28 protein-coding genes are annotated in these 25747 nt (G+C 65.4%); 8 read left to right on the forward strand and 20 right to left on the reverse strand.

Features of this window, described 5'->3' with window-relative positions:
• Positions 1 to 112 precede the first annotated feature (112 nt).
• The 10 genes from cysD to gspG form a co-directional block, all read right to left on the reverse strand.
• Entirely contained in the window at positions 113 to 1030 is a 918-nt protein-coding gene (gene cysD, locus C1720_RS08330) for a sulfate adenylyltransferase subunit CysD (RefSeq protein ID WP_102283878.1), read from the reverse strand.
• A gap of 80 nt (positions 1031 to 1110) precedes the next feature.
• Positions 1111 to 1782 (reverse strand): phosphoadenosine phosphosulfate reductase domain-containing protein, encoded by a 672-nt coding sequence (locus C1720_RS08335; RefSeq protein ID WP_233199873.1) that lies wholly within the window; start codon positions 1780 to 1782, stop codon positions 1111 to 1113.
• The gene (locus tag C1720_RS08340) at positions 1779 to 2255 is read right to left on the reverse strand and encodes a DUF934 domain-containing protein (protein ID WP_102283879.1); all 477 of its coding nucleotides are present in this window, start codon (positions 2253 to 2255) and stop codon (positions 1779 to 1781) included. Before C1720_RS08340 ends, C1720_RS08335 begins: the two co-directional genes overlap by 4 nt.
• A gap of 34 nt (positions 2256 to 2289) precedes the next feature.
• Complete coding sequence (locus C1720_RS08345; RefSeq protein ID WP_050716373.1) at positions 2290 to 4134, reverse strand: nitrite/sulfite reductase; 1845 nt, start codon at positions 4132 to 4134, stop codon at positions 2290 to 2292.
• A gap of 380 nt (positions 4135 to 4514) precedes the next feature.
• On the reverse strand, positions 4515 to 5537 hold the full coding sequence (gspK, locus tag C1720_RS08350) for a type II secretion system minor pseudopilin GspK (RefSeq protein WP_102283880.1): 1023 nt from the start codon (positions 5535 to 5537) through the stop codon (positions 4515 to 4517).
• A gap of 199 nt (positions 5538 to 5736) precedes the next feature.
• On the reverse strand, positions 5737 to 6042 hold the full coding sequence (locus tag C1720_RS08355; RefSeq protein WP_102283881.1) for a hypothetical protein: 306 nt from the start codon (positions 6040 to 6042) through the stop codon (positions 5737 to 5739).
• Between the two features lie 205 nt (positions 6043 to 6247).
• Positions 6248 to 6580, reverse strand: a complete 333-nt coding sequence (locus C1720_RS08360; protein ID WP_233199875.1) for a PulJ/GspJ family protein — start codon at positions 6578 to 6580, stop codon at positions 6248 to 6250.
• Positions 6581 to 6600: 20 nt separating this feature from the next.
• The gene (gspI, locus tag C1720_RS08365; RefSeq protein WP_050714778.1) at positions 6601 to 6987 is read right to left on the reverse strand and encodes a type II secretion system minor pseudopilin GspI; all 387 of its coding nucleotides are present in this window, start codon (positions 6985 to 6987) and stop codon (positions 6601 to 6603) included.
• Positions 6988 to 7000: 13 nt separating this feature from the next.
• Positions 7001 to 7480 (reverse strand): prepilin-type N-terminal cleavage/methylation domain-containing protein, encoded by a 480-nt coding sequence (locus C1720_RS08370; RefSeq protein WP_102283883.1) that lies wholly within the window; start codon positions 7478 to 7480, stop codon positions 7001 to 7003.
• A 108-nt stretch (positions 7481 to 7588) separates the two neighbouring features.
• Positions 7589 to 8071 carry a type II secretion system major pseudopilin GspG gene (gene gspG / locus C1720_RS08375; protein WP_050714776.1) on the reverse strand — a complete coding sequence of 161 codons (483 nt, stop codon included), beginning with the start codon at positions 8069 to 8071 and terminating at the stop codon, positions 7589 to 7591.
• A gap of 203 nt (positions 8072 to 8274) precedes the next feature.
• Between gspG and C1720_RS08380 the strand changes: the two genes are divergently transcribed.
• The 4 genes from C1720_RS08380 (at position 8275) to gltS (ending at position 12099) form a co-directional block, all read left to right on the forward strand.
• Positions 8275 to 8733 carry a type II secretion system protein N gene (locus tag C1720_RS08380; RefSeq protein ID WP_102283884.1) on the forward strand — a complete coding sequence of 153 codons (459 nt, stop codon included), beginning with the start codon at positions 8275 to 8277 and terminating at the stop codon, positions 8731 to 8733.
• A gap of 165 nt (positions 8734 to 8898) precedes the next feature.
• A complete protein-coding gene (dapF, locus tag C1720_RS08385; RefSeq protein ID WP_102283885.1) occupies positions 8899 to 9801 on the forward strand; it encodes a diaminopimelate epimerase in 903 nt (300 codons plus the stop codon).
• A gap of 22 nt (positions 9802 to 9823) precedes the next feature.
• Positions 9824 to 10531, forward strand: a complete 708-nt coding sequence (locus tag C1720_RS08390; RefSeq protein ID WP_050714773.1) for a DUF484 family protein — start codon at positions 9824 to 9826, stop codon at positions 10529 to 10531.
• A 341-nt stretch (positions 10532 to 10872) separates the two neighbouring features.
• Entirely contained in the window at positions 10873 to 12099 is a 1227-nt protein-coding gene (gltS, locus tag C1720_RS08395; RefSeq protein WP_050714772.1) for a sodium/glutamate symporter, read from the forward strand.
• A gap of 92 nt (positions 12100 to 12191) precedes the next feature.
• Here gltS and C1720_RS08400 read toward each other — a convergent pair whose 3' ends face one another.
• The 6 genes from C1720_RS08400 to rbfA all read right to left on the reverse strand — a co-directional run bounded on the left by C1720_RS08400 (position 12192) and on the right by rbfA (position 17245).
• Positions 12192 to 12704 carry a disulfide bond formation protein B gene (locus C1720_RS08400; protein ID WP_233199877.1) on the reverse strand — a complete coding sequence of 171 codons (513 nt, stop codon included), beginning with the start codon at positions 12702 to 12704 and terminating at the stop codon, positions 12192 to 12194.
• A 276-nt stretch (positions 12705 to 12980) separates the two neighbouring features.
• Positions 12981 to 14810, reverse strand: coding sequence for a translational GTPase TypA (gene typA, locus C1720_RS08405; protein WP_050714770.1), 1830 nt, complete (start codon positions 14808 to 14810; stop codon positions 12981 to 12983).
• A 181-nt stretch (positions 14811 to 14991) separates the two neighbouring features.
• Entirely contained in the window at positions 14992 to 15498 is a 507-nt protein-coding gene (locus C1720_RS08410) for an O-acetyl-ADP-ribose deacetylase (protein WP_102284591.1), read from the reverse strand.
• Between the two features lie 20 nt (positions 15499 to 15518).
• Complete coding sequence (locus tag C1720_RS13010) at positions 15519 to 15893, reverse strand: hypothetical protein (protein WP_146006934.1); 375 nt, start codon at positions 15891 to 15893, stop codon at positions 15519 to 15521.
• The gene (gene truB / locus C1720_RS08415) at positions 15894 to 16871 is read right to left on the reverse strand and encodes a tRNA pseudouridine(55) synthase TruB (protein ID WP_102283886.1); all 978 of its coding nucleotides are present in this window, start codon (positions 16869 to 16871) and stop codon (positions 15894 to 15896) included.
• Positions 16868 to 17245, reverse strand: a complete 378-nt coding sequence (rbfA, locus tag C1720_RS08420; protein ID WP_050714767.1) for a 30S ribosome-binding factor RbfA — start codon at positions 17243 to 17245, stop codon at positions 16868 to 16870. Before rbfA ends, truB begins: the two co-directional genes overlap by 4 nt.
• Between rbfA and C1720_RS13015 the strand changes: the two genes are divergently transcribed.
• Complete coding sequence (locus C1720_RS13015) at positions 17240 to 17512, forward strand: hypothetical protein (protein ID WP_146006935.1); 273 nt, start codon at positions 17240 to 17242, stop codon at positions 17510 to 17512. The two genes, rbfA and C1720_RS13015, sit on opposite strands and share 6 nt — an antisense overlap.
• A gap of 143 nt (positions 17513 to 17655) precedes the next feature.
• Here C1720_RS13015 and infB read toward each other — a convergent pair whose 3' ends face one another.
• The 4 genes from infB to C1720_RS13020 all read right to left on the reverse strand — a co-directional run bounded on the left by infB (position 17656) and on the right by C1720_RS13020 (position 23246).
• The gene (gene infB / locus C1720_RS08425; RefSeq protein WP_102283887.1) at positions 17656 to 20676 is read right to left on the reverse strand and encodes a translation initiation factor IF-2; all 3021 of its coding nucleotides are present in this window, start codon (positions 20674 to 20676) and stop codon (positions 17656 to 17658) included.
• Positions 20677 to 20700: 24 nt separating this feature from the next.
• Positions 20701 to 22185: a transcription termination factor NusA gene (gene nusA / locus C1720_RS08430; protein WP_050714765.1), complete on the reverse strand. Its 1485-nt coding sequence runs from the start codon at positions 22183 to 22185 to the stop codon at positions 20701 to 20703.
• Positions 22182 to 22760 carry a ribosome maturation factor RimP gene (gene rimP, locus C1720_RS08435; protein ID WP_050716372.1) on the reverse strand — a complete coding sequence of 193 codons (579 nt, stop codon included), beginning with the start codon at positions 22758 to 22760 and terminating at the stop codon, positions 22182 to 22184. Before rimP ends, nusA begins: the two co-directional genes overlap by 4 nt.
• Positions 22761 to 22835: 75 nt before the next feature.
• Complete coding sequence (locus C1720_RS13020; protein WP_146006936.1) at positions 22836 to 23246, reverse strand: hypothetical protein; 411 nt, start codon at positions 23244 to 23246, stop codon at positions 22836 to 22838.
• Here C1720_RS13020 and secB point away from each other — a divergent pair.
• From secB to C1720_RS08450, 3 genes are all read left to right on the forward strand, one after another.
• The gene (gene secB, locus C1720_RS08440) at positions 23229 to 23702 is read left to right on the forward strand and encodes a protein-export chaperone SecB (RefSeq protein ID WP_050714764.1); all 474 of its coding nucleotides are present in this window, start codon (positions 23229 to 23231) and stop codon (positions 23700 to 23702) included. The two genes, C1720_RS13020 and secB, sit on opposite strands and share 18 nt — an antisense overlap.
• Positions 23703 to 23967: 265 nt before the next feature.
• Positions 23968 to 25026, forward strand: a complete 1059-nt coding sequence (locus C1720_RS08445) for an NAD(P)H-dependent glycerol-3-phosphate dehydrogenase (protein WP_102283888.1) — start codon at positions 23968 to 23970, stop codon at positions 25024 to 25026.
• Between the two features lie 256 nt (positions 25027 to 25282).
• Positions 25283 to 25633 (forward strand): DUF1801 domain-containing protein, encoded by a 351-nt coding sequence (locus C1720_RS08450; protein ID WP_102283889.1) that lies wholly within the window; start codon positions 25283 to 25285, stop codon positions 25631 to 25633.
• Positions 25634 to 25747: the final 114 nt, after the last annotated feature.

The raw sequence follows: 25747 nt of genomic DNA on the forward strand, positions 1-25747 counted from the left end.
GGACTACCCGCGGCGTGCGTTTGTAGGCATAAGCTCGTCGGCAGCGTCATACGTCGATAGGAGCCAGGTGCGCTATCTTTTTTGATGGTGAAAGGGCGGGGCAGGGGGCGGTTCAGAAGTAGCCGTCGCGCTTGCGCTTTTCCATGCTGGCGTCGCTGGTCTGGTCGTCCATGCGGGTGGCGCCGCGTTCGCTGACGCTGGCGGCCAGGGTTTCCACAATGATGTCGGCGGGCGTGGCGGCGGTACTGGGCACGGGGCAGGTGCAGGTGATGTCGCCCACGGTGCGAAAGCGCACGCTGCGTTTTTGCACGGTTTCGCCCGGTTTGGGCGGCGTCAGGGGCGTGACGGGCACGAGCAGGCCCCGGCGTTCGATGACGTCGCGCTCGTGGGCGTAGTAGAGGCTGGGCAGCTCGATGTTTTCGCGGCCGATGTATTGCCACACGTCCAGCTCCGTCCAGTTGCTGATGGGAAAGACGCGGAAGTGCTCGCCGGGGGCCAGGCGGGTGTTGAACAGCGTCCAGAGTTCGGGCCGCTGGGCTTTGGGCTGCCATTGGCCGAAGCTGTCGCGGTGGCTGAAGATGCGCTCTTTGGCGCGGGCTTTTTCTTCGTCGCGCCGCGCGCCGCCCATGAGGGCGTCGAAGCGGAATTCTTCAATGGCTTCGAGCAGGGTGACGGACTGGTGGGCGTTGCGGCTTTCGTCGGGGCGGGCCAGGCGCACGGTGCCGCGCGCGATGCTGTCTTCCACGCTGCGCACGATGAGTTCGGCCCCCAGTTCGGCGGCGCGCTTGTCGCGCAAGGCGGTGACTTCGGGGAAGTTGTGGCCCGTGTCAATCATGAGCAGCGGGTAGGGGATGCGGCCCGCGCCAAAGGCTTTTTCGGCGCAGCGCAGCATGACGAGCGAGTCTTTGCCGCCGGAAAAAAGCAGCGCCGGGCGGTCAAAAGCGGCGGCGGCTTCGCGCAGGATGAAGATGGTTTCTTCTTCCAGCGCGTCCAGATGGGCGGCCGAGAGGTGGTGGGCAGGTGCGTTCATGGGCGTGGGAGGCGTGAGTGGCGGTGTTGGGGAGAAAGGCCGGGCGGCGGGCGCTTGGCGCGCGGGGTTCCGTGCGGGATTCAGTGCGCCAGGTGCAGGCCGCATTCGCGGCGCTCTTCGGCTTTGGTGGGGTCGAAGTAGTCAAAGTTGTTGGGCAGGCCGTGGGTCTGGCAGTAGGCGTGCAGGTCTTTGGCGCTCCAGTGCAGCAGGGGGGCGACTTTGATGAGGCCGTCGGGGTTGAGGCTGACGGGCTGCATGCGGGCGCGCTCGTCGCTGTCGCTGGCGCGCAAGGCGGTGAGCCAGATGCGGGGGGCCATTTCGCGCAGCGCGCGCGCAAAAGGCTCCAGCTTCACTTCTTCGGTGAAGGCGGCGTGGCGGGGGTCGTCCAGCGCGGGGGCGGGGCCTTCCAGCGCTTCGCGGTGGGCGCGGGTGCGGCGCGGCAGGTAGGCGTGCAAATTCAGGCCCAGCTGGCGCGTGAGCGCGTCGGCGAACTGGTAGGTGGCGGCGGTGTTGTAGCCGCTGTCCATCCACACCACGGGCACATCGGGCTGCACGCGGCAGGCCATGTGCAGGATGACGGCCTCGAAGGGCCGGAAGTTGGTGGTGACGATGGCGCGCAGCCCCAGGCGCCGGCCCAGGCCCAGCGCCCAGGCGGTGAGGGCAGGGGCGTCATGGCCCAGCTCATCGCTCACGCGGGCCAGCTCTTCGGCGCCGGGCATGGCCGGGGCGGCTGTTGCGGCGGCGCGGTTCATTCGGCCTCCCGTGCGAAGTGGGGGCGGGGCTGCTGCGCGTCGCCCTGGTAGAACTCGTCAAACACCACGAACTGGCGCGGGGCGGCTTCGGCGTTCACGCCTGCGGCCAGCACGGCGCTGGTAAAGCCGCTGCGCTGCATGAGCAAAAGCTGGTCGATGAGCACGTCGCCCGTGGCGCGCAGCTCGCCGGTAAAGCCCAGGCGGCGGCGCAGCAGCACGGCCTGGCTGTAGGCGCGGCCATCGGTGAATTTGGGAAAGTTCAGCTCGATGCAGGTGACGCCCTGCAAAGCGCCTTCGGCGGCCAGCGCGAGCACGTCGGCGTCGTTGGCGATTTGCAAAACGCCGGGCGCGGCGCTGGCGGAAGCAGCGCTTTCAGAGGCGCTTTCAGCAGTGTTTTCTGCGGGGTTTTCAGCGGCGCTGCCCGCCGGGGCTTCGCTTTCGGCGGGGGCAACGATGCGGATGGTTTCTTTCATCGCGGCGCTTTCTTTGTTGTGCCGGGCCGCTCGCTCAGGCCACGGCGGCGGGCTGGGCCGCAGCGGGGGCGGCGGCAGGCTTGGCGGGCTTGTCTTCGGGCCGCGCGTGGCGGGCGGCGTTGGCGGCGGCCTTGAAAGGGTCATGGCCCAGGCGGCGCACGGTGTCGATGAAGTGCTCTTTGCCGTCGCGCAGTTCGCGGTAGGTGTTCAGGATGGCCTGCACCACGTCGGGCACTTCGGCGGCGGAGAAGGCCGGGCCGATGATCTTGCCCGGCCCCTCGCGGCCCGACAGGTGCGAGCCGTCGCTGCCGCCCAGGGTGATCTGGTACCACTCCTTGCCGTCTTTGTCCACGCCCAGAATGCCGATGTGGCCGCTGTGGTGGTGGCCGCAGGAGTTGATGCAGCCGCTCATGTTCAGGTCAATCGGCCCCAGGTCTTCGGCCTCGTCGATGTCTTCATACAGGGCCATGAGCGCGGCGGCAATGGGAATGGAGCGCGCATTGGCCAGGGCGCAGAAGTCGCCGCCGGGGCAGGAAATCATGTCGGTAATCAGCCCGATGTTGGGCTGCGCCAGCCGCAGTGCGCGCGCCGCTTCGTAAAGAGCGGGCAGATCGGCGCGGCGCACCCAGGGCAGCAGCAGGTTTTGCTCGTGCGTGAGGCGCACTTCGCCCGCCGAAAAACGGTCGGCCAGATCGGCCACGGCGTCCATCGTGGCGGCGTCGGCGTCGCCCGGGGCCATGCCCAGGCGCTTGAAGGAAAGATGCACCACGGCCAGGCGCGGGTCGCGGTGGGCCTGCACATTGCGCGCCAGCCAGCGCTGGTAGGGCAGGGCATTCACATCAACCGGCTGCTGCGGCGCCACGGCGGGCGCGTCTTCGCCCGCCAGCGCGGGCGGCGCAAAGCACGCGGACACGCGCTCCAGCTCGGCTTGCGGAATGGTGTGCGGCGCGCCGTCGTGCTCGACGATGGCGCGGTATTCGGCCTCCACCGCGTCAATGAAGCTCTGCCCTTCGGCCTTGACCAGTATCTTGATGCGCGCCTTCCACACGTTGTCGCGGCGGCCATAGCGGTTGTAGACGCGGATGATGGCTTCCAGATAGTTCAGGATCTGATCCCAGGGCAAAAACTCGCGCAGCACCGCGCTGATGACCGGCGTGCGCCCCATGCCGCCGCCAGCGCGCACCTTGAAGCCCAGCGCGCCCGCATCGTCTTTCACCAGTTGCAGGCCCACGTCGTACCAGCCCAGCGCCGCGCGGTCCTCGGCCGCGCCGTTCAGGCTCACCTTGAACTTGCGCGGCAGAAAAGCGAATTCGGGATGCAGCGTGCTCCACTGCCGCAGGATTTCGGCGAAGGGGCGCGGATCGGCCAGCTCATCGGGCGCAATGCCCGCCAGCGCGTCGGTGCAGATATTGCGGATGCAGTTGCCGCTGGTCTGAATGCCGTGCAGCCCCACGGTGGCCAGCAAGTCCATCACGTCGGCGCTCTTGGCCAGCGGAATCCAGTTGTATTGCACGTTGGTGCGCGTGGTGAAGTGGCCGTAGCCGTAGCGCAGCGGCGGCGCATCCAGCGTCAGCCCCGGCTGGCGGGCCTGCAAGGCGTCTTGCTGGGCCTGCGCCTCGGCAAACAGGCCCGGCTCCGGCTGATCGAACTCGCGCGCCACCCGCGCCAGCACCCGCATCTGCGCGCTGCTGATTTCGCCATAAGGCACCGCCACGCGCAGCATGGGCGCGTAGCGCTGCACATACCAGCCGTTTTGCAGCCGCAGCGGCTTGAACTGGTCTTCCGACAGCTCCCCGCGCTGCCAGCGCGAGAGCTGATCGCGAAACTGCGCCGCCCGCTGGCGGATGAGTTGCAAATCGAATTCGGTTTTGACGTACATGGTGGGCTTTGTGGGAAGCAAGCCCGCCCACGGCCTGGCCGCGAGCGGTTTTGCGAAAAAACAAGCCCCGCACTGTAGGCACGCGCCGCGCCAAAGGGAACGATTTTTTGGTTAGTGCCTTATGCGCCAAACGGCATAAAGCGCCGCCGCCTGCCAACATAGCCCCAGGGTTGGCGGACGTGGCAGCAGGCAAGGCCGGGCCGGGCGGCGGGTGCATGAGAGCCGGGCCTGAATCGCAGGCGCTGCCCGTCTGGAAGCACCAAAAAGAGGAGCTGATTCAGGGGGCCAAAAATGCCGGTTCCCGCAGTTTCCACCAGGACATCATGCTATGAATGAAGGAGCGAAAGTAGCGGCCAGCGTTCCGGCCATGCCTTGCCTGGTCAGTCTTCTTTCAGCCCGGTCAGCGGCTGGCGCTGGCGCCAGAGGACGGTGACGGGCGGATGGCGGCCCTGGCCGCGCTGCACGGCGGCGGTTTCCTGCAAGGCTACGTCATCCAGCCGCAGGCGGCCCTGCACTTCAAAGAAGCTGGAGAGCACGTCGCACCACTGGGCGGGGCATTCGCGCACTGGCTGCTGTGCGCCGCCGGCGGCCTGGGCGGCGTCGGCAATGCTTTTGAACGGCCTGGCGGCGCGCGCGGCGGCCATGCGCTGGGCGCTGGCCAGGTCGATGCCGGTGACGGCGTGGATGACTTCGGCGCTGGCGGTGTTCAGATTGACGGGCGTGCGCTGCGGCAGCAGGGTGATGTGCGGCAGCAGCGCCGCGAGCGTGGCGGGCGGCACGCCCAGCCAGCCGAGCTGATCGGCGCGCAAGGGCATGGGCGCGGCCAGCGCGGCCTGGCCTTGCTGGGCGGGCTGGGCCAGGGCGCTGGCGGCTTTGTTCAGGTGTTCGGCGAGGGCGTCCAGCTCATGCGCGGGCAGGCCCAGCAGGGCAAACAGGCGCTCGAAGCGCTGGCGGCTTTGCTGCGCCTCTTGCGGCGGGGCGCCAGCCTGGGGCACCAGGTGCAGCACGTTCATGCGGGCTTGCAAGTCGGCTATGCCGCCGGAGAGAAAGGCGTCGCGCCCCAGGTCGCTGGTGTCGGCGCCAGCGGTGAGGAAGGTGGAGATGCGCGCTTCGGCCAGCGGCACGGCCCAAGGCTCGCCCAGGTGGTCGGCCTGGCGGTCGTCGTCCACGCGCAGGATGAGCCGCCCCCAGTCGAGCGCGCCGCCCAGCAGCCAGGCCGATTGCACGCGCGCGCGCTCGGCCGCTTCCACTTCCACGCCGCGCCATTGCTGCCACATGGCGGCGGCGGCCAGCGTGGCCACCAGCGCGACGGTGAGCATGGCCGCCAGCAGCGCCGCGCCGCGCTGCGCCGCGCCTGGCCGGGAGACGGCAGCTTCGCTGGCTGTGAAAGGGCGTTTTTTCATGGGCGGACGGGTTTTTTTGCTGTTGATGGCAGGCGGGTTTCAGGATTTTTTCAAGGCGGGCGCTATTGGACTATTGGAAGCAGGGCGGGAAAACGGGGCGATTTGAAAAAAGCATTTTGAAAAAGGGCGTTTTGCGCGCGGGTTGCCGCCTTTGCTGCGATTTTTCTTTCCGGGGGTTTCAAGGGGCTGGATTCAATATTCACATGCCCGCCGTGGGCGTGAAAGTGGGCGAAAGCCAGTCCAGCATCACGGGGCCGGTCAGCGACTGCCCTTCGGCCAGGGTGAGGTTCAGGCGGATGGCTTCGGGCACGCGCGCCAGCTGCGCTTCGCCCTGGGCGGAGCTGGACAGGGGGTTGAACCAGGCGTTGTCCAGAAAGTAGTAGAGCTGCCAGTCTTGCAGCGCGGCAATGGCCACGGCCTGCCCGGCGCTGACGGGGCGCTCGGGCGTCTGGCTCCAGCCTTGCGCGGCCTGCCAGGCGCTGGCCCATTCGTTCCAGGTGCGCACGGGGTGCGATTGCCAGCGCCACCACTGGCCGCTTGTGGCGCTGGCAATCGCACCCCGTGCGCACCTGGAACGAATGGGCCAGCGCCTGGCAGGCCGCGCANGGGAGCGTGTGTGGGCGGTGACGTCGGGACGTGGCGGGGAACCGAGAGTGCAGTACAGTCTTTTGTTGTATTTTTTTGTTAAGGGAGCCGGGCCCCCCCGAACTTTACCCGGGTAGGTCGTCGGCCGCGGTAGGTTGTTTATAGGGGCCAGGATTGCCGGATGGGCTGCCGGATGGGTTGCCCGGGGGCGTTTGCGGGCTGGCCGGCGGGGCTGCGGCGGCGGCCAGTTGCTGGGGCCAGACCATCATGGCGTCCAGATCGGCGTGCCACTGCGCGAAGGCCGCTTGCAGCGCCAGCGTGCCGTCGGCATGCGCGCGCGCCCTTTCTTGCGCGCGCGTCATGCCGTCGATGGCCTGCCAGCTCATGACGGCCATGACGGCCATGATGGCCAGCGCCACCAGCACTTCGATCAGGGTGAACCCCCGGCAGGGTTGCATGCGGGCCGCCATCGCTTGCCTCAGTAACGCCCGATGAGCGTGGAAACCTGCACCACCGTGAGCTGCTGCTGGCGCACGATGGCCTCGACGCGGCGGAAGTTGGGGTTGGGCGTGGCGCGCACGGCCAGCGTGACTTCAAACGCCTGCCCGGCCTGCTCGCAAGCCAGCGTGCTGTCGCCCGCGCCGGGAAACTGGCGCGTGAGCTTGAGTTCGATCAGCGCGTTTTCGGCGCAGATTTGCCCCAGCATCACGCGACTTTGCCGCGCCGCGTTGTCCGCGAGCGCGCCGGCGGCCTTCAGCCCCGCCACCAGCGCGATGGCGGTGATGGACAGGGCCACCATCACCTCCACCAGCGTGAAGCCGCCGCAGACCGCTCTTTTGCCGCGAGTGAGGGCGAATGCAGGCATGGCCGGGCCTCGTTCAGGGCTGGCGCGCATCGGCTGGGCCGCCCAGGGCGCTCACGGCAAAGGGGCGCAGCCCGTCGGTGGCCACTTGCAGCGTGGCCGGGCTGCCCGCGCGGTGCAGCGCCACGGCCTGCGGGCCGATGATGGGGTCAGGCCCCAGCAGCAGCGCCGCGTTGCCCTGCGCGGCGGTGGCTGCGTCCAGCCACTGCGTGGGCCAGGGGCTGCCGCCGGGCGGCACGCCTTCAAACACAAAGCCTTGCGCGGCGGGCCGCCAGGTCACTGCCACCCCCGTGGCGCGCGAGAGGGCGCGGGCCGATTCCAGCAGCGCCGCCAGCCGCGCTGCGTCGCGCTCCAGCGCCGAAGCCGCGCTGTCGCGCAGCGCAATGGCCGCCAGCGAAACGCCCAGCGCGATCACGGCGACGGTGACCACCAGCTCGATGAGGGTAAAGCCCCGGCTGCGGCAGTGCGCGTGTTCGGCGGGCATGCGGTTGGGCATCAAGATTGGGCCTCAAAAAGAGGAGCGAATTCAGGCCGCTGAAAAGGCATCTCGCGCAGATTCCTCTAGGACATCATGCTATGGAACCAGGAGCAAAAATATGCCTTCTTACTGCCAGCTGCCAATGTCGGCGTCGCGCCCCTCGCCGCCGCTTTTGCCGTCGGCGCCAAAGCTCATCACGTCCACCTCGCCCTTGACGCCCGGGTTCAGGTACTGATACGGGTTGCCCCACGGGTCATTGGGCAGCTTTTCCAGGTACACGCGCCAGTTGCGCGGCTCGGGCGGCGCGCTGGGGCGGGCGATGAGCGCCTGCAAGCCCTGCTCGGCGGTGGGGTAGCGCAGGTTGTCCAGCTTGTAGAGCTTGAGCGCCTGCACGATGTTGTTCACGTCCGTGCGGGCGGCGGTGGCGCGCGCGTCGTCCGTGCGGTCCAGCAAATTGGGCACGATCAGCGCGCCCAGCACGCCAATGATGACCAGCACCACCATCAGCTCGATCAGGGTGAAGCCAGCCCCGCGCTGGCGGGCGCGGGAACGGGCGCTGAGATGGGCGCGGGAACAGGTGCGGGAAAGGGCGGAAAAGGCAGTGTTCATAAGCGAAAAAGCGCCGCAGCGCACGCCTGGAGCAGGGCGGAAGTGCACCCAAAGCGGGCCGGGAATCAGCCGGAAACGGATCAGAAAAGAAGGCCGCGAACAGACGGCGGACGGGCCGCCATCAAGAGTGCGCTCAATGATAATCGGCGCATGTCTTTGCCCCTGTTCAGGAGCGCCGCCCGCCGGTCTCCGTATTTTTCCTGATGGCACGCCCGGCGCTGAACCGATTCGCCCCCGCCCTGGCCGCGCTGCTGCTGTGGGCGCTGGCCGCTGGCAGCGCGCTGTACTGGGCGCTGCACGCTGCCAGCAGCGCCCCGCCCGCTGCGGCCGCCACAGCCGCGCCCGGCCTGCCCCCGCTTGACGCGCAGGCCGTGGCCCGTGGCCTGGGTGCGGCAGATGACGCCCCGCCAACGGTTCAGGCCGCGCCGCCTGACGCCCGCTATGCGCTGGCGGGCGTGGTCGCTCACGGCAGCGAACGCGGCGCGGCGCTCATTGCCGAACAGGGCCAGCCCCCCAAGCCCTACCGCGTGGGCGCGAAGCTGCCCGGCGGCTGGACGCTGCAAGCCGTCTTGCGCCGCAGCGCGGTTCTGGACGCGGGCGATGGCCGCCAGATGCGCCTGCAAATGCCCGAACCCGCCCCGCCCGCGCGCCGCGCGCCCTGACGCCCCTTACGGTCAGATCATGAACAGGCGCCTGGCCCGCAGGCCATGGTGAAATGGGCGCAGGCCGCTATTGATTCAAGAGCGAAACGCATCTGCCGGGCCGGGCGCAGGGGCGCGGCGGCCTGGGGAAAAGCGGCGGCCGGGCGCGCCTGATAATCCGCCGCCATGCGAGTGCGCTTTACCAAAATGCAAGGGGCGGGCAACGATTTCGTGGTGCTTGACGAAACGGCCGCGCCGCTGAACCTGACGGCGGATCAATACCGTTTTCTGGCCGACCGCCACTTTGGCGTGGGGGCCGACCAGATTCTGAGCGTGCGGCCCGCGCCCGCGCCGGACGTGGATTTCGAATACGTCATCCACAACGCCGATGGCGGCGAGGTGGAGCACTGCGGCAACGGCGCGCGCTGCTTTGTGCGCTACGTGCGCGGGCAGGGGCTGACGGCCCGCAACCCTGTGCGCGTGAAAGTGAAAAACGGCGTGATCGAACTGGCCGAGCAGCCTGATGGTCGCGTGCGCGTGAACATGGGCGCGCCGGTGTTTGATCTGCCCCGCGTGCCTTTCGATTCCGCAGGACTGACGCCGCTGGCCGAGGGCGGCTGGCAGGTGTGGCCGCTGGCGCTGAAGCAGGCGGGCGGGCGCGGCGCGGCGTGCATGGTTTCTGTCGCCGTGCTGTCCATGGGCAATCCGCACGCCGTGCAGGTGGTGGCGCAGGCAGATACCGCCCCCGTGGCCGAGCAAGGCCCGCTGATTGAAACGCACCCGGCCTTTCCGCGCCGCGTCAATGCAGGGTTCATGCAGGTGCTGGATCGCCGCCAGATCCGTCTGCGCGTGTGGGAGCGCGGCGCTGGCGAAACGCTGGCCTGCGGCACCGGCGCTTGCGCCGCCGTGGTGGCGGGCCGCCGCCTGGGCCTGCTGGATGAGCGGGTGGATGTGCACGCGCGCGGCGGCCTGCTGACCATTGAATGGGCAGGCGGCGAGCGCGATGCCGTGTTCCTGACCGGCCCGGCGCAAACCGTGTTTCACGGCGAAATCGATCTTCCCGGCGCGCCGCAGCCGCCCGCGCGCTGACGGGAAAAAAGGAAAACCCGAGATGACCGAAAACCACAACCCCCATCCTGAAGTGCATGACGGCGTGGACGAAAACGCCATCGCCCAGTACCTGCTGGCCGAACCCGGCTTTTTCGAGCGCCATGCCGAGCTGCTCACCCGCGTGCAGCTGGCCAGCCCCAACGGCGGGCGCACCATCAGCCTGCAAGAGCGCCAGGCCGAGGCCCTGCGCGAAAAAATCGCCCTGCTGGAGCGCCGCCTGATGGAGATGGTGCGCTACGGCAACGAAAACATGCTGATTGCCGACAAGCTCCAGCGCTGGGCGCGGCAGCTGTTTCTCGCGCACCGGCCCATTGATCTGCCCGCCGTCATGGTCAGCGAGCTTCAGGCGCAGTTCGGCGTGCCCCAGGTCGCCCTCAAGGCGTGGGAGGTGGCCAGCGTCTATGCGGGCGAACCTTTCGCGCAGGGCGTCAGCGATGACGTGAAGAGCCTGGCCGCCTCGCTGGCCGCGCCTTATTGCGGCGTGAACACCGGCTTTGATGCCGTGCAGTGGCTGCCCGCGCCGCAGGAAGCGGCCTCGCTGGCGCTGCTGCCGTTGCGCAAGCCAGGCGCGAGCCAGGGCGCTTTTGGCTTGCTCATCCTCGCCTCGCCCGACAGCCACCGCTATGAAGCGGGCATGGCCACGGATTTTCTGGAGCGCATCAGCGAAATTGCCAGCGCAGCGCTCTCGCGGCTGCGCGATGAGGACTGACGGGCGCGTGCGCCAGGCAGCGGCCCGGCGCGTGAACCCGCCCGCCCGAAGGCCCGCCCGTGCGGCAGGCAGTTTCTGCCGGGCGGCATCAGAAACAGGAGCGAATTTGTAGGGGTCAAAAGGCCACTCCGCGCTGCATCCACCAAGACATCTTGCTACGAATAGCGGAGCAGAAATGGCGCGGCGCGTTCAGCCCCGCGCGCATGCCGCCTTGCCATGAAGGGCTGCAGGCCGGGGGCGCACTTTCGCGCCATGGACAAACTGTGAACAGGTTCTCAAGTCTTTGCTCCCAAATGTGACAATCGCCGCTTTTCACTGCAACCGATGAAAGGGAAATGCCTATGACGACTCTGACGTTCAACGCGTACTACACGCTGATTGCGGCAGTGCTGGTGCTGCTGCTGGGCAGCTGGCTGGTGCGCAAGATCAAGTTCTTGCAGGATTTCAACATTCCGGAGCCGGTGGCTGGCGGCCTGGTGGCTGCGCTGGTGCTGTTTGGCGTGCATACCGTGCAGGGCGTGAATTTCCAGTTTGAAAAGCCCTTGCAGGATGCCTTCATGCTGGTGTTTTTCTCGTCCATTGGCCTGTCCGCCGATTTCGCGCGGCTGCGCCAGGGCGGCAGGCCGCTGGTGATTTTCATCATCGTGGTGTCGGCTTTCATCATCGTGCAGAACGTGGTGGGAACGGTCATGGCTTCGATGCTGGGGCTGGATCCGCGCATCGGCCTGGTGGCCGGCTCCATCACGCTCACGGGCGGCCACGGCACGGCGGGCGCCTGGGGCAAAGACCTGGAAGCCGCTGGCGTGCAAGGCGCCATCACGCTGGGCATGGCCTGCGCCACGTTTGGCCTGGTGATGGGCGGCCTGCTGGGCGGCCCTGTGGCACGGCGTTTGATTCGCGGCAAGCCCACGCCGGGCCTGGCGGGCATTGATGACAGCAAGCCTGCCGTCGGCGATCAGGAAGTGGTGTTCGAGCGCCCGCACCAGCAGCGCCTCATCACGGCGGAGTCGGGCCTGCAAACGCTGGCCATGTTCGCCGCCTGCCTGGCGTTTTCCGACATCATGTTCAAAGTGGCGCAAGGCACGTCCTTCCAGTTGCCGCAATTCGTGTGGGCGCTGGCCGGCGGCGTGCTGGTGCGCAATGGCCTGGTGCTGATTTTTGGCGTGAACATGTTTGATCGTGCCATTGACGTGTTCGGCAACATCGCGCTATCGCTGTTTCTGGCGATGGCCCTGCTTTCGCTCAAGCTGTGGGAGCTGGCTGGGCTGGCCGTGCCGGTGATGTTCATTTTGGCCGTGCAGACGGTGGTGATGGCGCTGTACGCCACGTATGTGACCTACCGCGCCATGGGCAGCGACTACGACGCCGCCGTGCTGGCTGCCGGCCACTGCGGCTTCGGCCTGGGCGCCACGCCCACGGCGGTGGCCAACATGCAGGCGCTGACCGACCGTTTCGGCCCCTCGCACAAAGCCTTCCTGATCGTGCCGATGGTGGGCGCGTTTTTTGTGGATATCGTCAATGCGCTGCTGCTGCAAGGCGCTCTCAAAGTCATTGCCTGGGTGAGCTGAACGCCCCGCAAGCGGCCTCAGCCGCTGAAAGAAAAACGGCGCGCCAGATGGCGCGCCGTTTTTGTTTGCCGTGGATGAGGCCGGGGGCGCCTTCAGCCTGCCTTGCGGCGCAGCGCCAGCGCCAGCAGCAGCACTGTGCAGAAGGCAAACCACATGAAGGACCAATTGGCGATGCTGCCGCCCAGCAGCGTCCAGTCCACGGCGGCGCAGTCGCCGCTGCCTTTGAAGATGGATGGCAGCAGACGGCCAATGGGCATGGATTCGATCATGCCGTAGAGGTCGCCTCGCCCGCATGCGGAAAACGCGGGCGGATTCCATTGCAGCCAGCTTTGCCGTCCGCCCGTGAAAGCGCCCAGCACGGCAAACAGCAGCGCCAGCACGCCAAAGCCGCGCTGCCAGCCGCCCGGCTTGCAAGCCGCCGCCAGGGCGCTGAACACCGCCACGGCAATCAGCGCCTCGCGCTGCACGATGCACATGGGGCACGGTTGCAGGCCCACCATGCCCTGGAGGTAGAGCACGCCAAAGGCCAGCATGCCCAGGCAGGTGGCGCTGATGGCCAGGTAAAGGCGGCGCGGAGCGGCGAGGATTTGTCGGATGAGGTTCATGGTCATTCAAAGCGAGTGTGAAGCGTGGCGTTTGGAGCGGGGGCCTGGCAGCGGGTTCCGCCAGCCTGGCTGGTGCGGCGCTTGCGTTTGCCCATCGCAGCCTTCTGCTCGGCCCTCCGCCATCTCAAGCTTGCGCGCACCAGACAAGGCAAACCGAACTTGTCGAAAAGAGACGTCTTTTTGCTCTTTTAATCACGCATAAAAGAACGGAATCAGGCGTGTAAACAGAACGGGAACGCAAGCTCAAGGAGCGCAGGAGGTTTTCTGAACAGGCGCTCACGCTCCTTCGCGGCTGGCGCGCTTGCGTTCGTGCTCTTTGAGGTGGCGCTTGCGCAGGCGGATGCTTTTGGGGGTGATTTCGACGAGTTCGTCGTCTTCGATGAATTCCACGCCGTATTCCAGCGTCAGCTCGATGGGGGGCGTGACTTTGATGGCGTCTTCCTTGCCGCTGACGCGGAAGTTTGTGAGCTGCTTGGTGCGCGTGGCGTTGACGACGATGTCGTTGTCGCGGTTGTGAATGCCCACGATCATGCCTTCATAGACCGGGTCGCCCGCTTTCACGAACATGCGGCCCCGGTCATCGAGCTTGCCCAGGGCGTAGGTGAAGATTTCGCCGTCGTCCATGCTGATGAGCACGCCGTTTTTGCGGCCGCCCACGTCGCCCTTGAAGGGTTCGTAGCCGTCGAAGATGTTGGAAATCAGCCCGCTGCCGCGCGTGAGGTTGAGAAATTCGTTGGAAAAGCCAATGAGGCCGCGCGCCGGTATGCGGTATTCCAGCCGCACGCGGCCGCGCCCGTCAGGCTCCATATTCACCAGCTCGCCCTTGCGCTCGCCCAGTGCCTGCATCACGCCGCCTTGGTGGCCTTCTTCAATGTCGGCTGTTACCAATTCGATCGGTTCGCACTTCTGTCCATCAATCTCGCGAAAAACCACGCGCGGTTTGCTTACGGCCAGCTCGTAACCTTCGCGGCGCATGTTTTCCAGCAGGATGGTGAGGTGCAGCTCGCCCCGGCCCGAGACTTCAAACACGCCGTCTTCGGCCGTTTCCCGCACGCGCAGGGCCACGTTGCTTTGCAGCTCTTTTTGCAGGCGGTCCCAGATTTGGCGGCTGGTGACGTATTTGCCCTCGCGCCCGGCCAGCGGGCTGGTGTTGACGCAAAAGTTCATGGTCAGCGTCGGCTCGTCAATCTTGAGCATGGGCAGCGGCTGCGGGCTGGCCGGGTCGGTGACGGTGGCGCCAATGTTGATGTCTTCAATGCCGTTGATGAGCACGATGTCGCCCGGGTAGGCCTCTTTCACCTGCACGCGGTCCAGCCCCTCGAAGGTGAGCACCTGGTTCACGCGGCCCTTGGTTTGCCTGCCTTCCGGGCCTTCCATGACCAGCACGTCCATGCCCGCCCGGATGGTGCCCGCGTTCACGCGGCCCACGCCAATGCGGCCCACGAAGGTGGAATAGTCCAGCGCCGAAATTTGCAGTTGCAGCGGCGCGTTGCGGTCGCCCTCGTGCGGGGGCACGTGCTTGAGAATGGTCTCGAACAGCGCCGTCATGTCTGGCCCCCACTGCTCGCCGGGCGCGCCTTCTTCCAGCGAAGACCAGCCATTGATGCCGCTGGCATACACCACGGGAAAGTCCAGCTGCTCGTCCGTGGCGCCCAGCTTGTCGAACAGGTCAAACGCGGCGTTGATCACCTTGTCCGGATCGGCGCCGGGCTTGTCCACCTTGTTGACCACCACGATGGGTTTCAGCCCCAGCGCCAGCGCCTTTTTGGTGACAAAACGCGTTTGCGGCATGGGGCCTTCCTGCGCGTCGATGAGCAGCAGCACGCCATCGACCATGCTCAGGGCGCGCTCCACCTCGCCGCCAAAGTCCGCGTGGCCGGGCGTATCGACGATGTTGATGTGCGTGCCCCGCCAGGAAACGGCGCAGTTCTTGGCCAGGATGGTGATGCCCCGCTCGCGCTCGATGGCGTTGCTGTCCATCACGGTATCCACCACTTTTTCGTGGTCGGCAAAGGTGCCCGACTGGCGCAGCAATTGATCAACCATGGTGGTTTTGCCGTGGTCCACGTGGGCGATGATGGCGATATTGCGAATTTGGGAAGACATGAATCAGAACTCAATCAAAAGAAAATAAAGCGGCGATTGGACGCAAAAATGAATCAAGAATCAGGCGCGCCCTGCCGGAATGAAAAAAACGGATCCATCATGCCCGCGCTTGCCGCGATCCACATGAAGAAAATAGGCGATATGGCGAATGATGCGAAGCATGAAAATCTCTTCAGAAAAATCAAATCAGCCGCTGGTAAATCGCCAAATCGACCGGGCTGAAACAGCAGAAAATGATTTCGTGTAGCTGCTCCAGCGCCGGATGGGCGCGGACGGCCTGAAGGGCGATTTCGGCGGCCGCTTCTTTCGGATAGCCATAAACGCCGGTGCTGATGCACGGAAAAGCCAGGGTTTTGAGGCCGTGCTGCGCGGCCAAATCAAGGCAGTGCGTGTAGCAGCTGCGCAGTTTTTGCGCCTCGCCCGCATGGCCGCCATGCCAGACCGGCCCCACGGTGTGAATGACGTGGCGGCACGGCAGGCCGTAAGCGCCGGTGATGCGGGCCTGCCCCGTGGGGCAGCCGCCCAGCTGGCGGCACTCTTGCAGCAATTCAGGCCCGGCGGCGCGGTGAATGGCCCCATCCACCCCGCCGCCGCCCAGCAGCGACGAATTGGCGGCATTCACAATGGCATCCACGGCCAGCGTGGTGATATCGGCCTGGAGGGCGCGGATTTTCGGGCTGGTTTTCATGAGGGGTTCACTTTGCGGGTTCATGGCAGGCGTTGAAAATGAAAAACGCTTTTTCCACATTTGCTCCGCGTCTGCGCGGGCATGGTCAGCGGGCAAGGGCGTGCCTGGGCAGAAAGAAGGGCTGATTTAGCTCCTGTATCAATAGCATGAGGTCCTAGTGGAAAGAGCGCGAAAGCCGTTTTGACGCCCTTGTATTTGCTCTTGCTATTGAAGCATGTGCATGCCCTCTCCGGCCAGGCGGCCCGCGGGCTTCGGCCCTGAACGCTCTTCAGCCGCACGCATGACGCCAGATATTCATGGCTTTTTCGAGCATTAACCTTTTTGTTTTGATTCAAGGCATTTTCAAGACAGGCCTTCCGATAGGCGGCCGGCGCAGATTGATTCAATGCATCCATTCAAATGCTCCCAAACATTTGCGCGCCTGGCTGGTTCAGGATTTGCCCGATTTCCACGGGCGAGAGCAAGCGGGTTGCGATCAGTTCGCCTGCTTTCACGCGCGCCGTGCCGAGCAGGGCGCGGGGGCGGTCGCCATAGACGGCGATGTGTTCGGCGTCGGGCCAGGGGCCCCGGCGGCGCAGGCCGGTCAGAAAGCGGGCGGCGTCGTCATGGCCGAGGGTGATGGCGGCAAAGCCGGGCAGCAGGGCTTGCACGGGCAGCAGGGCAGCGAGGCGCTGGTCTTCGGGCAGGGCTTGCAGCGCTTCCAGCGTGATGCACTGCGCGAGCGTGAACGGGCCGGTGGCGATGCGGCGCAGGGCCGTCAGGTGGCCGCCGCAGCCCAGGGCGGCGCCGATGTCTTCGCCCAGGGTGCGGATGTAGGCGCCTTTGCTGCATGTCACTTCCATTTCAATGGCGGCCCGGCCTTGTTCATCCAGCGACAGGGCCAGGTTCAAGACATGCACTTGCACTTCGCGCGCGGCGCGCTCCACTTGCACGCCCGCGCGGGCGTATTCGTAAAGCGGCTTGCCGTCTTTTTTCAGCGCGCTGTGCATGGGGGGCACTTGGGCGATGCGGCCCAGAAAGCGCTGGCGCACGGCTTCGAGCTGCGCTGGCGTGATAGCGGGCACGGGGCGGCGGGCGGTGATTTCGCCTTCGGCGTCGCCCGTGGTGGTGGTGGCGCCCAGGCGCAGCGTGGCGGCGTAGGACTTGTCGGCGTCCAGGTGCCCGGCGCTGAATTTGGTGGCTGCGCCAAAGCACAGGGGCAGCACGCCGCTGGCCAGAGGATCCAGCGTGCCGGTGTGGCCGGCTTTTTCGGCGCGCAGCAGCCATTTGGCTTTTTGCAGCGCCTGGTTGCTGGACAGGCCCAGCGGTTTGTCAAGCAGCAGCACCCCGTGCACGGGACGCCGCTGCACCCGTGCGCGTGGGGCGGCGGTCATGGCGTGTCGTCTTCCTTGGAACGCGAGGCCACCGCCTTGGCGATGAGGGCGTTCAGATCGGCCGCGTGTTCGGTGGTGCGGTCAAAAATGAAATGCAGCGTGGGCACGGTGTGGATGTGCAGGCGCTTGAAGAGCAGGTTGCGCAGGTGGCCGGCGGCGTGGTTGAGGGCGTCTTGCGTTTGCTGGGCGTCGCCGGTGAGCAGGCTGAAATAGACCTTGGCGTGGGCGTAGTCGGGCGTGATTTCCACGGCGTTGAGCGTGAGCATGCCAATGCGCGGGTCTTTGACTTCGCGCGCGATCAGCTCGGCCAGGTCGCGCTGAATCTGGTCGGCGATGCGAAAACTGCGGTTGGGTGTGGAGTGTTTCCGGTGCATGGCTGGATGCGCGTGGCGGGCGCGTTAAAAGTCAAAGGGCAAGAAGGCAAGCGCCTCAGCCTGTTTGCGGCCTGGCTGCGGGTTGATTATTTGAGAGTGGCTGCCGTACGTTCTCTGATCGCTGCCGCCGTGCATTTTCAAAGGCTGGCGCCGGTTTCCAGCCTGCTTCAGGGCGGACAGATTCCGGCCTGGAATCCCTTCAGGGTCTGTCCGTGGGCGCAAAAGCGCAAACCGGATACGGCCTTGTGCGCAGCACTCTGTTTTTGAGAGCAAATTGAGGGCCTTGAAAATGCCTCCATCGCACAGTTTTATAGGACTTCCCACTATCAAACTGGTAGCGAAATAAACGGTGGTTTCCAGGGCAAGGGCAGCTGCAAGAACCGGTGCACGGGCGGATTCTGGACAGGTTCTTACAGCGTGCGCGCGATTTCCTTGATTTCAAAGAATTCGAGCTGGTCGCCTTCGCGGATGTCGTTGTAGTTCTTGAGCTTGATGCCGCACTCGAAGCCTTCCTTGACTTCGCGCACGTCGTCTTTCATGCGCTTGAGCGATTCAAGCTCGCCGGTGTAGATCACCACGTGGTCGCGCAGCAGGCGGAAGTGGGCGTCGCGCCGCACCACGCCGCTGGTGACGTAGGAGCCGGCGACGGTGCCGATCTTGGAGGCCACGAACACGGTGCGGATTTCGGCAGAGCCGATGACTTCTTCCTTCTGCTCGGGCGCGAGCATGCCGCTCATGGCGGCTTTCAGGTCGTCCACCGCGTCGTAGATGATGTTGTAGTAGCGGATTTCGACGTCGTTGGCCTCGGCCAGCTTGCGCGCGCCCGCTTCGGCGCGGACGTTGAAGCCCAGCACGATGGCATTGGAGGCAATGGCCAGGTTCACATCGCTTTCGCTGATGCCGCCCACGGCGGCATAGACCACCTGCACTTTGACTTCATCCGTGCTGAGCTTGAGCAGCGAGGCGGACAGCGCTTCCTGCGAGCCTTGCACGTCGGCCTTGATGATGATGGGCAGCTGCTTGACTTCATCAGCCGACATGTCGGCGAACACGTTTTCCAGCTTGGCCGCCTGCTGCCGCGCAAGCTTGGTGTTGCGGAACTTGCCGGCGCGGTAGGTGGCGATTTCACGGGCGCGGCGCTCATCGGCCAGCACCATGAATTCGTCGCCGGCCTGCGGCACGTCGGCCAAGCCCTGGATTTCGACTGGGATGGAGGGACCCGCTTCTTTGACGGGCTTGCCGTCTTCATTCAGCATGGCGCGCACGCGGCCGGAGGTTTGGCCGGCCAGCACCACGTCGCCCACTTTCAGCGTGCCGGACTGCACGAGGACCGAGGCCACGGGGCCGCGGCCTTTGTCAAGCCGCGCTTCGATCACCAGGCCCTTGGCGGCGGCGTCCACCGGGGCCTTGAGTTCCAGCACGTCGGCTTGCAGCAGCACGTTTTCGAGCAGGTCGTCAATGCCCATGCCGGTTTTGCTGGATACGGCAATGAAGGGCGAGTCACCGCCGTAGCTTTCGGGCACGACTTCTTCGGCCACGAGTTCGCTGGTCACGCGCTCCACATTGGCTTCGGGCTTGTCGGCCTTGGTCAGCGCCACGACGATGGGCACGCCCGCCGCCTTGGCGTGCTTGATGGCTTCGCGCGTTTGCGGCATCACGCCGTCGTCGGCGGCCACCACCAGGATCACGATGTCGGTGGCCTGCGCGCCGCGTGCGCGCATGGCCGTGAAGGCTTCGTGGCCGGGCGTGTCCAGGAAAGTGACGATGCCGCGCGGCGTCTTGACGTGGTAGGCGCCAATGTGCTGGGTGATGCCGCCCGCTTCGCTGGCGGCCACCTTGGCGCGGCGGATGTAGTCAAGCAGCGAGGTCTTGCCGTGGTCCACGTGGCCCATGACGGTGACCACGGGCGCACGCGGCAGGGCCTCGGCGGACTGGGCCTGCACTTCTTCGTCGGTGAAGGCCTCGGGGTCGTCCAGCGCGGCCACCACGGCGGTGTGGCCCATTTCTTCGACGACGATCATGGCCGTGTCCTGGTCGAGCGGCTGGTTGATGGTGACCATCTGGCCCATCTTCATCAGCGTCTTGATGACTTCGGATGCCTTGACGGCCATCTTGTGCGCCAGCTCGGCCACGGAGATGGTTTCCGGCACATGCACTTCCAGCACGCGATGCTCTGCGGGCGCTGCTTGGGCGGCCTGCTGGCTGTCGCGTTCGCTGCGGCGGCTTTTTGGGCCGCTACGCCAGTTGTTGCGGCCCACGCCGCCGGAAGCATCGCCGCGCGTGGGAATGCCTTTTTTCTTGCCAGGCTCGCCCGCCCAGCTGGAGGACAGCTTGGCGGATTTGACTTCCTTGCTGCCGCCTGCGGGCGCGCTGCCCTGGCGGGCCGAGCTGGCGCCGCCTGTCTTGGCAGGCTTGCCGCCGTCTTTGGACGCTTCAGCCGCTTTCTTGGCGCTTTCGGGCTTCTTGGCCACCAGCACTTTGCGCGGCTTGTTCATCATGCTGCGAATGGCTTCGGCTTCAGCCATGGCCTTGCGGCGGCGCTCTTCCTGCTCGCGCTGGCGGGCGGCTTCTTCTTCCGGGCTGGGCTTGGCGGGTTCTGCTACTGCGGCGGGCGCTGTAGCAGATGAAGAGACAGGCTTGGCCGCGCCGCCTGTTGCAGCCTTCCGGGCCGCAGGAGCGGCGGTTTCCTTGGCCAGAGCAGACCCGGAAGCGGGTGCAGCGGAGGAGACGGTTTCGGGAGCGGTTTCGGAAACGGTCTCGGGTTCAGCCGTCTTGGGCGGCTTGGTCTGGGTTGCGGCGGGCGCGGAGGGCGGCACGGAATCCGCAGCCGGCGCTTGCGGCGCAGGCGTTTGCGGGGCGGCCGGCGTTTCTTGCGGCTTGGCTTCTTCCGGGCCAGGCTGGGCGGCTTCAGCCTGGCGGCGCGCATCCTGCTCTTCGCGCAAACGGCGTTTTTCGGCAGCTTCGGCTTCCTGGCGGCGCAGCAGCTCGGCGTGGCGGCGCGCTTCTTCCTCGCGGCGGGCAGCTTCAGCCGCGCCAATCACTGGCGACGCGGGAGCAGCGGCCGCAGCAGGTCTTGCAGCCTCGGCAGCGGGGGAGGGTGAAGGTGTTTGGGGCGCGGCGGCCGGCTCGTCATCGCGCTTGATGAAGGTGCGTTTTTTGCGCACTTCCACCTGAATGGTGCGGGCTTTGCCGGTGGCGTCAGCCTGCTTGATTTCGCTGGTGGTTTTTTTGGTCAGCGTGATTTTCTTGCGGGCGGGCGCGACGGTGCCGTGGCTGCTTTGCAGATGGTCCAGCAGCTTTTTCTTGTCCGCTTCGGTCAGGACGTCGCCGCCCGAGGATTTTTTGACTCCGGCCGCCTGCAACTGCTCCAGCAGCTTGCCCACGGAGCGTTTGAGTTCATTCGCCAATTCAGCGACTGTGATGTTCGACATATTCTGTGACTGCCTCCATGCCCGTTACGCTTCATCGCTGAACCAGTGCTCACGCGCCTTCATGATGAGGGCGCGGGCTTCGTCCTCCGTCTGGCCGGTGATGTCGGTGAGTTCGTCTACGGCCAGATCGGCCAGATCGTCGCGCGTGCGCACGCCCGCTTCGGCCAGCGCGGCCAGCAGCTCGGCGTTCATGCCTTCCAGCCCGCGCAGGTCTTCGGCCACGGCCTCCACCTTTTCCTCGCGCGCGATTTCAAGGGTCAGCAGCGCGTCTTTGGCGCGGGCGCGCAGCTCATTGACGGTGTCTTCATCGAAGGCTTCAATATCCAGCATTTCCTGCAAGGGCACGTAGGCCACTTCTTCCAGGTTGGTGAAGCCTTCCTCGATCAGGATGTCGGCGATTTCCTCGTCCACATCCAGCTTTTCCATGAACAGCTGGCGGATGGAGCCGGTTTCGGCCGCCTGCTTTTCGGCGGATTCGGCGGCGTCCATGATGTTGATTTTCCAGCCCGTGAGTTCGGAAGCCAGGCGCACGTTCTGGCCGCCCCGGCCAATGGCGATGGCCAGGTTTTCCTCGTCCACCACCACGTCCATCGCGTGCTTTTCCTCGTCCACCACGATGGAAGAAACATTGGCCGGAGCCAGTGCGCCGATGACGAACTGCGCCGGGTCTTCGCTCCACAGCACGATGTCCACGCGCTCGCCGGCCAGCTCGTTGGTTACGGCCGTCACGCGCGAGCCGCGCACGCCCACGCAGGTGCCGATGGGGTCAATGCGCTTGTCGTGGCTCACCACGGCAATCTTGGCGCGGCTTCCGGGGTCGCGCGCGCAGCTCTTGATTTCCAGCAGCCCCTGTTCGATTTCGGGCACTTCCTGGCGGAACAGCTCCACCATGAATTCAGGCGCGGCGCGGGAAAGCAGAATGGGCGCGCCGCGCAGCGTCAGGTCCACTTCCATGATCATGGCGCGCACGCGGTCACCATTGCGCAGGTTTTCCTTCGGAATCATCTCGCTGCGGCGAAGACGCCCTTCCACCCGGCCGGATTCGACCAGGATGTCGCCCTTGTCCATGCGCTTGACGGTGCCGGAAAAAATCTTCTCGCCCCGGCTCATGAAGTCGTTGAGCAGCATCTCGCGCTCGGCGTCGCGGATTTTTTGCAGGATGACCTGCTTGGCCGCCATCGCGCCAATGCGGCCGATGGAGACGGACTCCACAGGCTCCTCGATGTATTCGCCAACCTCGATGTCAGGAATCTGCTCGCGCGCCTCGAATTGCAGGATTTCCTGATCAGGCAATTGCAAGCCCGCTTCATCCGGCACCACGTGCCAGCGGCGGAAGGTTTCGTAGTCGCCCGTTTCGCGGTTGATGGCCACGCGCATGTCCACATCGCCCTCGTACAGCTTTTTGGCGGCCTGCGCCAGCGCGGCTTCCACCGCGCCAAACACCACGTCGCGATCCACGTTTTTCTCGCGCGAGATGGCTTCCACCAGCATCAACAGTTCACGGTTCATGATTCATCCCCAGTCCTTGGGCGCTTGCCCTTGAAATCCACCACCGGAGCCAGCCGCGCCTCGCGCAGCTCCTCCAGCGCAAAACCCATCACGTTCAACGGCAGCGCCGCCAGTTTCCTGGCGCTCACGCGCTGGCCCGGCTTGGCGGGCGCCGGTTCGTCGCGCCACGCAATTTGCCATCCGCCGCTTTCGGCGCGTTGCAGCTGGCCGCGAAAGCGCTTGCGATTGGCGCTGATCTGCCCTGTGGCGGCTGCGCCGATGGGCGCTTTCAGCGTCAGATCCACCATTTCGCCCTCAAACCGCTCGAAATCCGCCGCATTGCGCAGCAGCCGGTCGATGCCGGGCGAAGACACTTCCAGCCGCCTGTAATCCACGCCTTCCACTTCCAGCGTGAATTGCAGCTGGCGCGTCACGCGCTCGCAGTCATCCACCGTCACGGGTGGCGCAGGCGGCTGCCCTGGCGCCCAGGGAAAGTCGATCGTCACCCGCAGCAGTCCGCCTGCGGAGCGCTCCAGCTCCACCAGCTCATAGCCGAGGCCGCTGACGGTGTCTTCAATGGTCTGATGCAGTGTCACGCCTGAGAACGAAAAAGCAAAAAAAAATGGGCGGTTGGTGCAACCGCCCTTTTTTGGTCGTTGTAAGAGTGCGGATTATAGCGCAAAGCTTTGTAAAAACCGCGCTGCGGCTTGCGCGATTTCAGGTGCTGATCGCCCGCAAGTCCTGATGAAACGGGCGCTGGCAGCTATCTTTTCAGGAGCTAAAGCGGCTGGGCTGCAAACGGCTCCGAACTTGCTCAGAGTCTTTTGAGAGGCATGGCCAAGAAAGAAAAGGATGGTCTGCAAAACCCAGGCTAACGCGGCCGTTGTCGATTGATATTCCAGATGACGAGATTTTTCGGCTTTCAAAGGGTGAATCCGGGCGAGATTCAGTTTCGCTTGTGTCCGCTGCTCTGGCAGGCCCTGCGATAATTTCGCCCGACCCGCGCCCGCCGTGTTTTTACTTGGCGGGCGCTTTTCCATCCGCTCAACACACAAGGAACCGCCATGGCCGAGCAGCAACAAGAACCCGTTTTCCAGATTCAGCGCGTCTATCTGAAAGAAGCCTCGCTGGAGCAGCCCAACTCCCCTGCCATCTTGCTGGAGCAGGAAGCGCCCACGGTGGATATCCAGCTGCAAATCAGCTCCGAAAACGTGGCCGACGGCATTTATGAAACCGCCGTCACCGCCACCGTGCAGACCAAGATCAAGGACAAAACCGTGTTTCTGGCCGAGTGCCGCCAAGCCGCCATCTTTGAAATCCGCAACCTGCCCGAAGACCAGATGGGGCCTGTGCTCGGCATCGCCTGCCCGCAAATCGTCTATCCCTACCTGCGCGGCAACCTGGCTGACCTGATCACCCGCGCGGGCTTTCCGCCCGTGCATCTGGCGGAAATCAACTTCCAGGCCATGTACGAGCAGCAGCAGGCCCAGCAGCAGCAAGAAGGCGGCGATGCCTCCGCCGCGCCCGCCGCGCAGTAATCAAGGCTGCCGCCCCGGCAAAAGCCGCGCCGCATGCTGCCCGTGCCGCGCGGCTTTTTCATGCCCTGGCGCAAGGCGCTCGAAATACACAATCCGCCCGCACCGCCTGGCCGCCAACGCCAGCGGCGGCCAACGCCGTTTCCGCCCCCTCAAATCCGCCCCTTTTTCTGATGCCACCTCGTTTGCCCGCCCCGGCCATCGCCCGCCCGCGCCCTGAGCTGCTTGCCCGGTGCGGCCTGCTGCACAACCTGCCGGGCCGCGCGTCATGAACATCGTCATCTACGGCGCAGGCGCATGGGGCACGGCCCTGGCCATCAGCGCCAGCCGCAGCGGCCACGCCGTGCAGCTGTGGGCGCGCAGCAGCGGGCAGGCGAGCGCCATGCAGGCCGCACGCGAAAACGCCCGCTACCTGCCCGGCTGCGCGCTGCCGCCCACGTTGCAAGTGCGCGCGGGCGATGCAGTCCATCTGGCTGAACATCTGGCGGCCTGTCTCGCCGCGCGCTCCACCCTAGCCGCGCCGGGGCCGGAAATCGCGCCTGATCTGCTGGTCATCGCCACCCCCACCGCCGCCCTGCGCGACACGCTGGCCGCCTTGCGCCACAGCCCTGCACCCGTAGCCTGGCTTTGCAAAGGCTTTGAAGCGCCGCGAGCGCCTGATGCCTGCGGCCTGCTGCCGCATGAAGTGCAGCGCCAGGCCGCTCCCGCCTTGCGGGCCGGCGCCCTGAGCGGCCCCAGCTTCGCGCAAGAAGTGGCGCGCGGCCTGCCTGCCGCCCTCGTAGCCGCCAGCGCTCATGCCAGCGTGCGGCAGGCGCTGGTGCAAGCCTTTCACGGCCCCGCCCTGCGCGTGTATGCCAATGACGATTTGCCCGGCGTGGAAGTGGGCGGCGCGGTCAAAAACGTGCTCGCCATCGCCACCGGCCTGGCCGACGGCCTGCAACTGGGCCTGAACGCGCGCGCCGCGCTCATCACGCGCGGGCTGGCCGAAATCACGCGCCTGGGCCTGGCGCTGGGCGCGCGCGCCGACACTTTCATGGGCCTGTCGGGCCTGGGCGATCTGGTGCTCACCGCCACGGGCGATTTGAGCCGCAACCGCCAAATCGGCCTGCGGCTGGCGGCAGGCCAGTCCCTGTCCGAAGCCGTGCAGTCCCTGGGCCACGTGGCCGAAGGCGTCTATAGCGCCCGCACCGTCTGGCAGCGCGCCCAGTCGCTGGGCGTGCCCATGCCCATCACCGAGTGCGTGGTGGCCCTGCTCGATGGCCGCCTGCGCCCGGCCGATGCGGTGGCTGCCCTCATGAGCCGCCTGCCGCGCAGCGAGCCGGTGTGAGGGCCTGCCCCCAAAGTCTGTCCGCGCTTTCGCGCCTGCGCACAGGCATTGGCGGCTTTTAGCACGGGTTTGTTTAGCCCGGCGGCGGTTCAAGGTGTTTTGCCCGGCGCGACATAATCGCCGCGGATGATGGCCGAGTTAAGATAAAGGCCGTCTGAAAAAAGCGTAGGTCGGGCATTGATGCCCGACGATAACGGTTTATAATGCTTTGTCGGACATCAATGTCCAACCTACAAGCTCAAATTAGGAGGAGACCATGAACCAAAAAGTAAAAAATCTGCTGGATGATTGGCAAATTAGTAATCCTGCCTTGTATGAAATAGCCAATAGTGTGCGCACGAAAATACGGCAACTGGTAGATACAGTAGGCGAAGAAGTGAAATATGGCGGTATTTTGTTTGCTGCACCCGAACCGTTTTGCGGCATTTTTGTTTATAAGCACCATATAACTGTGGAATTTGGTCATGGTGCCGAGATGGCAGACCCGCACGGTTTATTGGAAGGCAAAGGTAAAGGCCGTCGTCATTTGAAATTACATACGCTTGAAGATATAGAAAATAAGCATTTGACGGATTACTTACGATTGGCGCAAAAAGCAGCAGAATAAAATGCAGTCTAAAAGAGCAAGCTGTAGTTTAGCTCCTCTATCCATAGCATGAGGTCCTAGTGGAACGAGCGCAAGGGCGGTATTTCAGCCTCCCAAATTCGCTCCTGTTTTTGA

The sequence above is a fragment of the Ottowia massiliensis genome, from assembly GCF_900240305.1.
Lineage (GTDB): Bacteria > Pseudomonadota > Gammaproteobacteria > Burkholderiales > Burkholderiaceae_C > Ottowia > Ottowia massiliensis.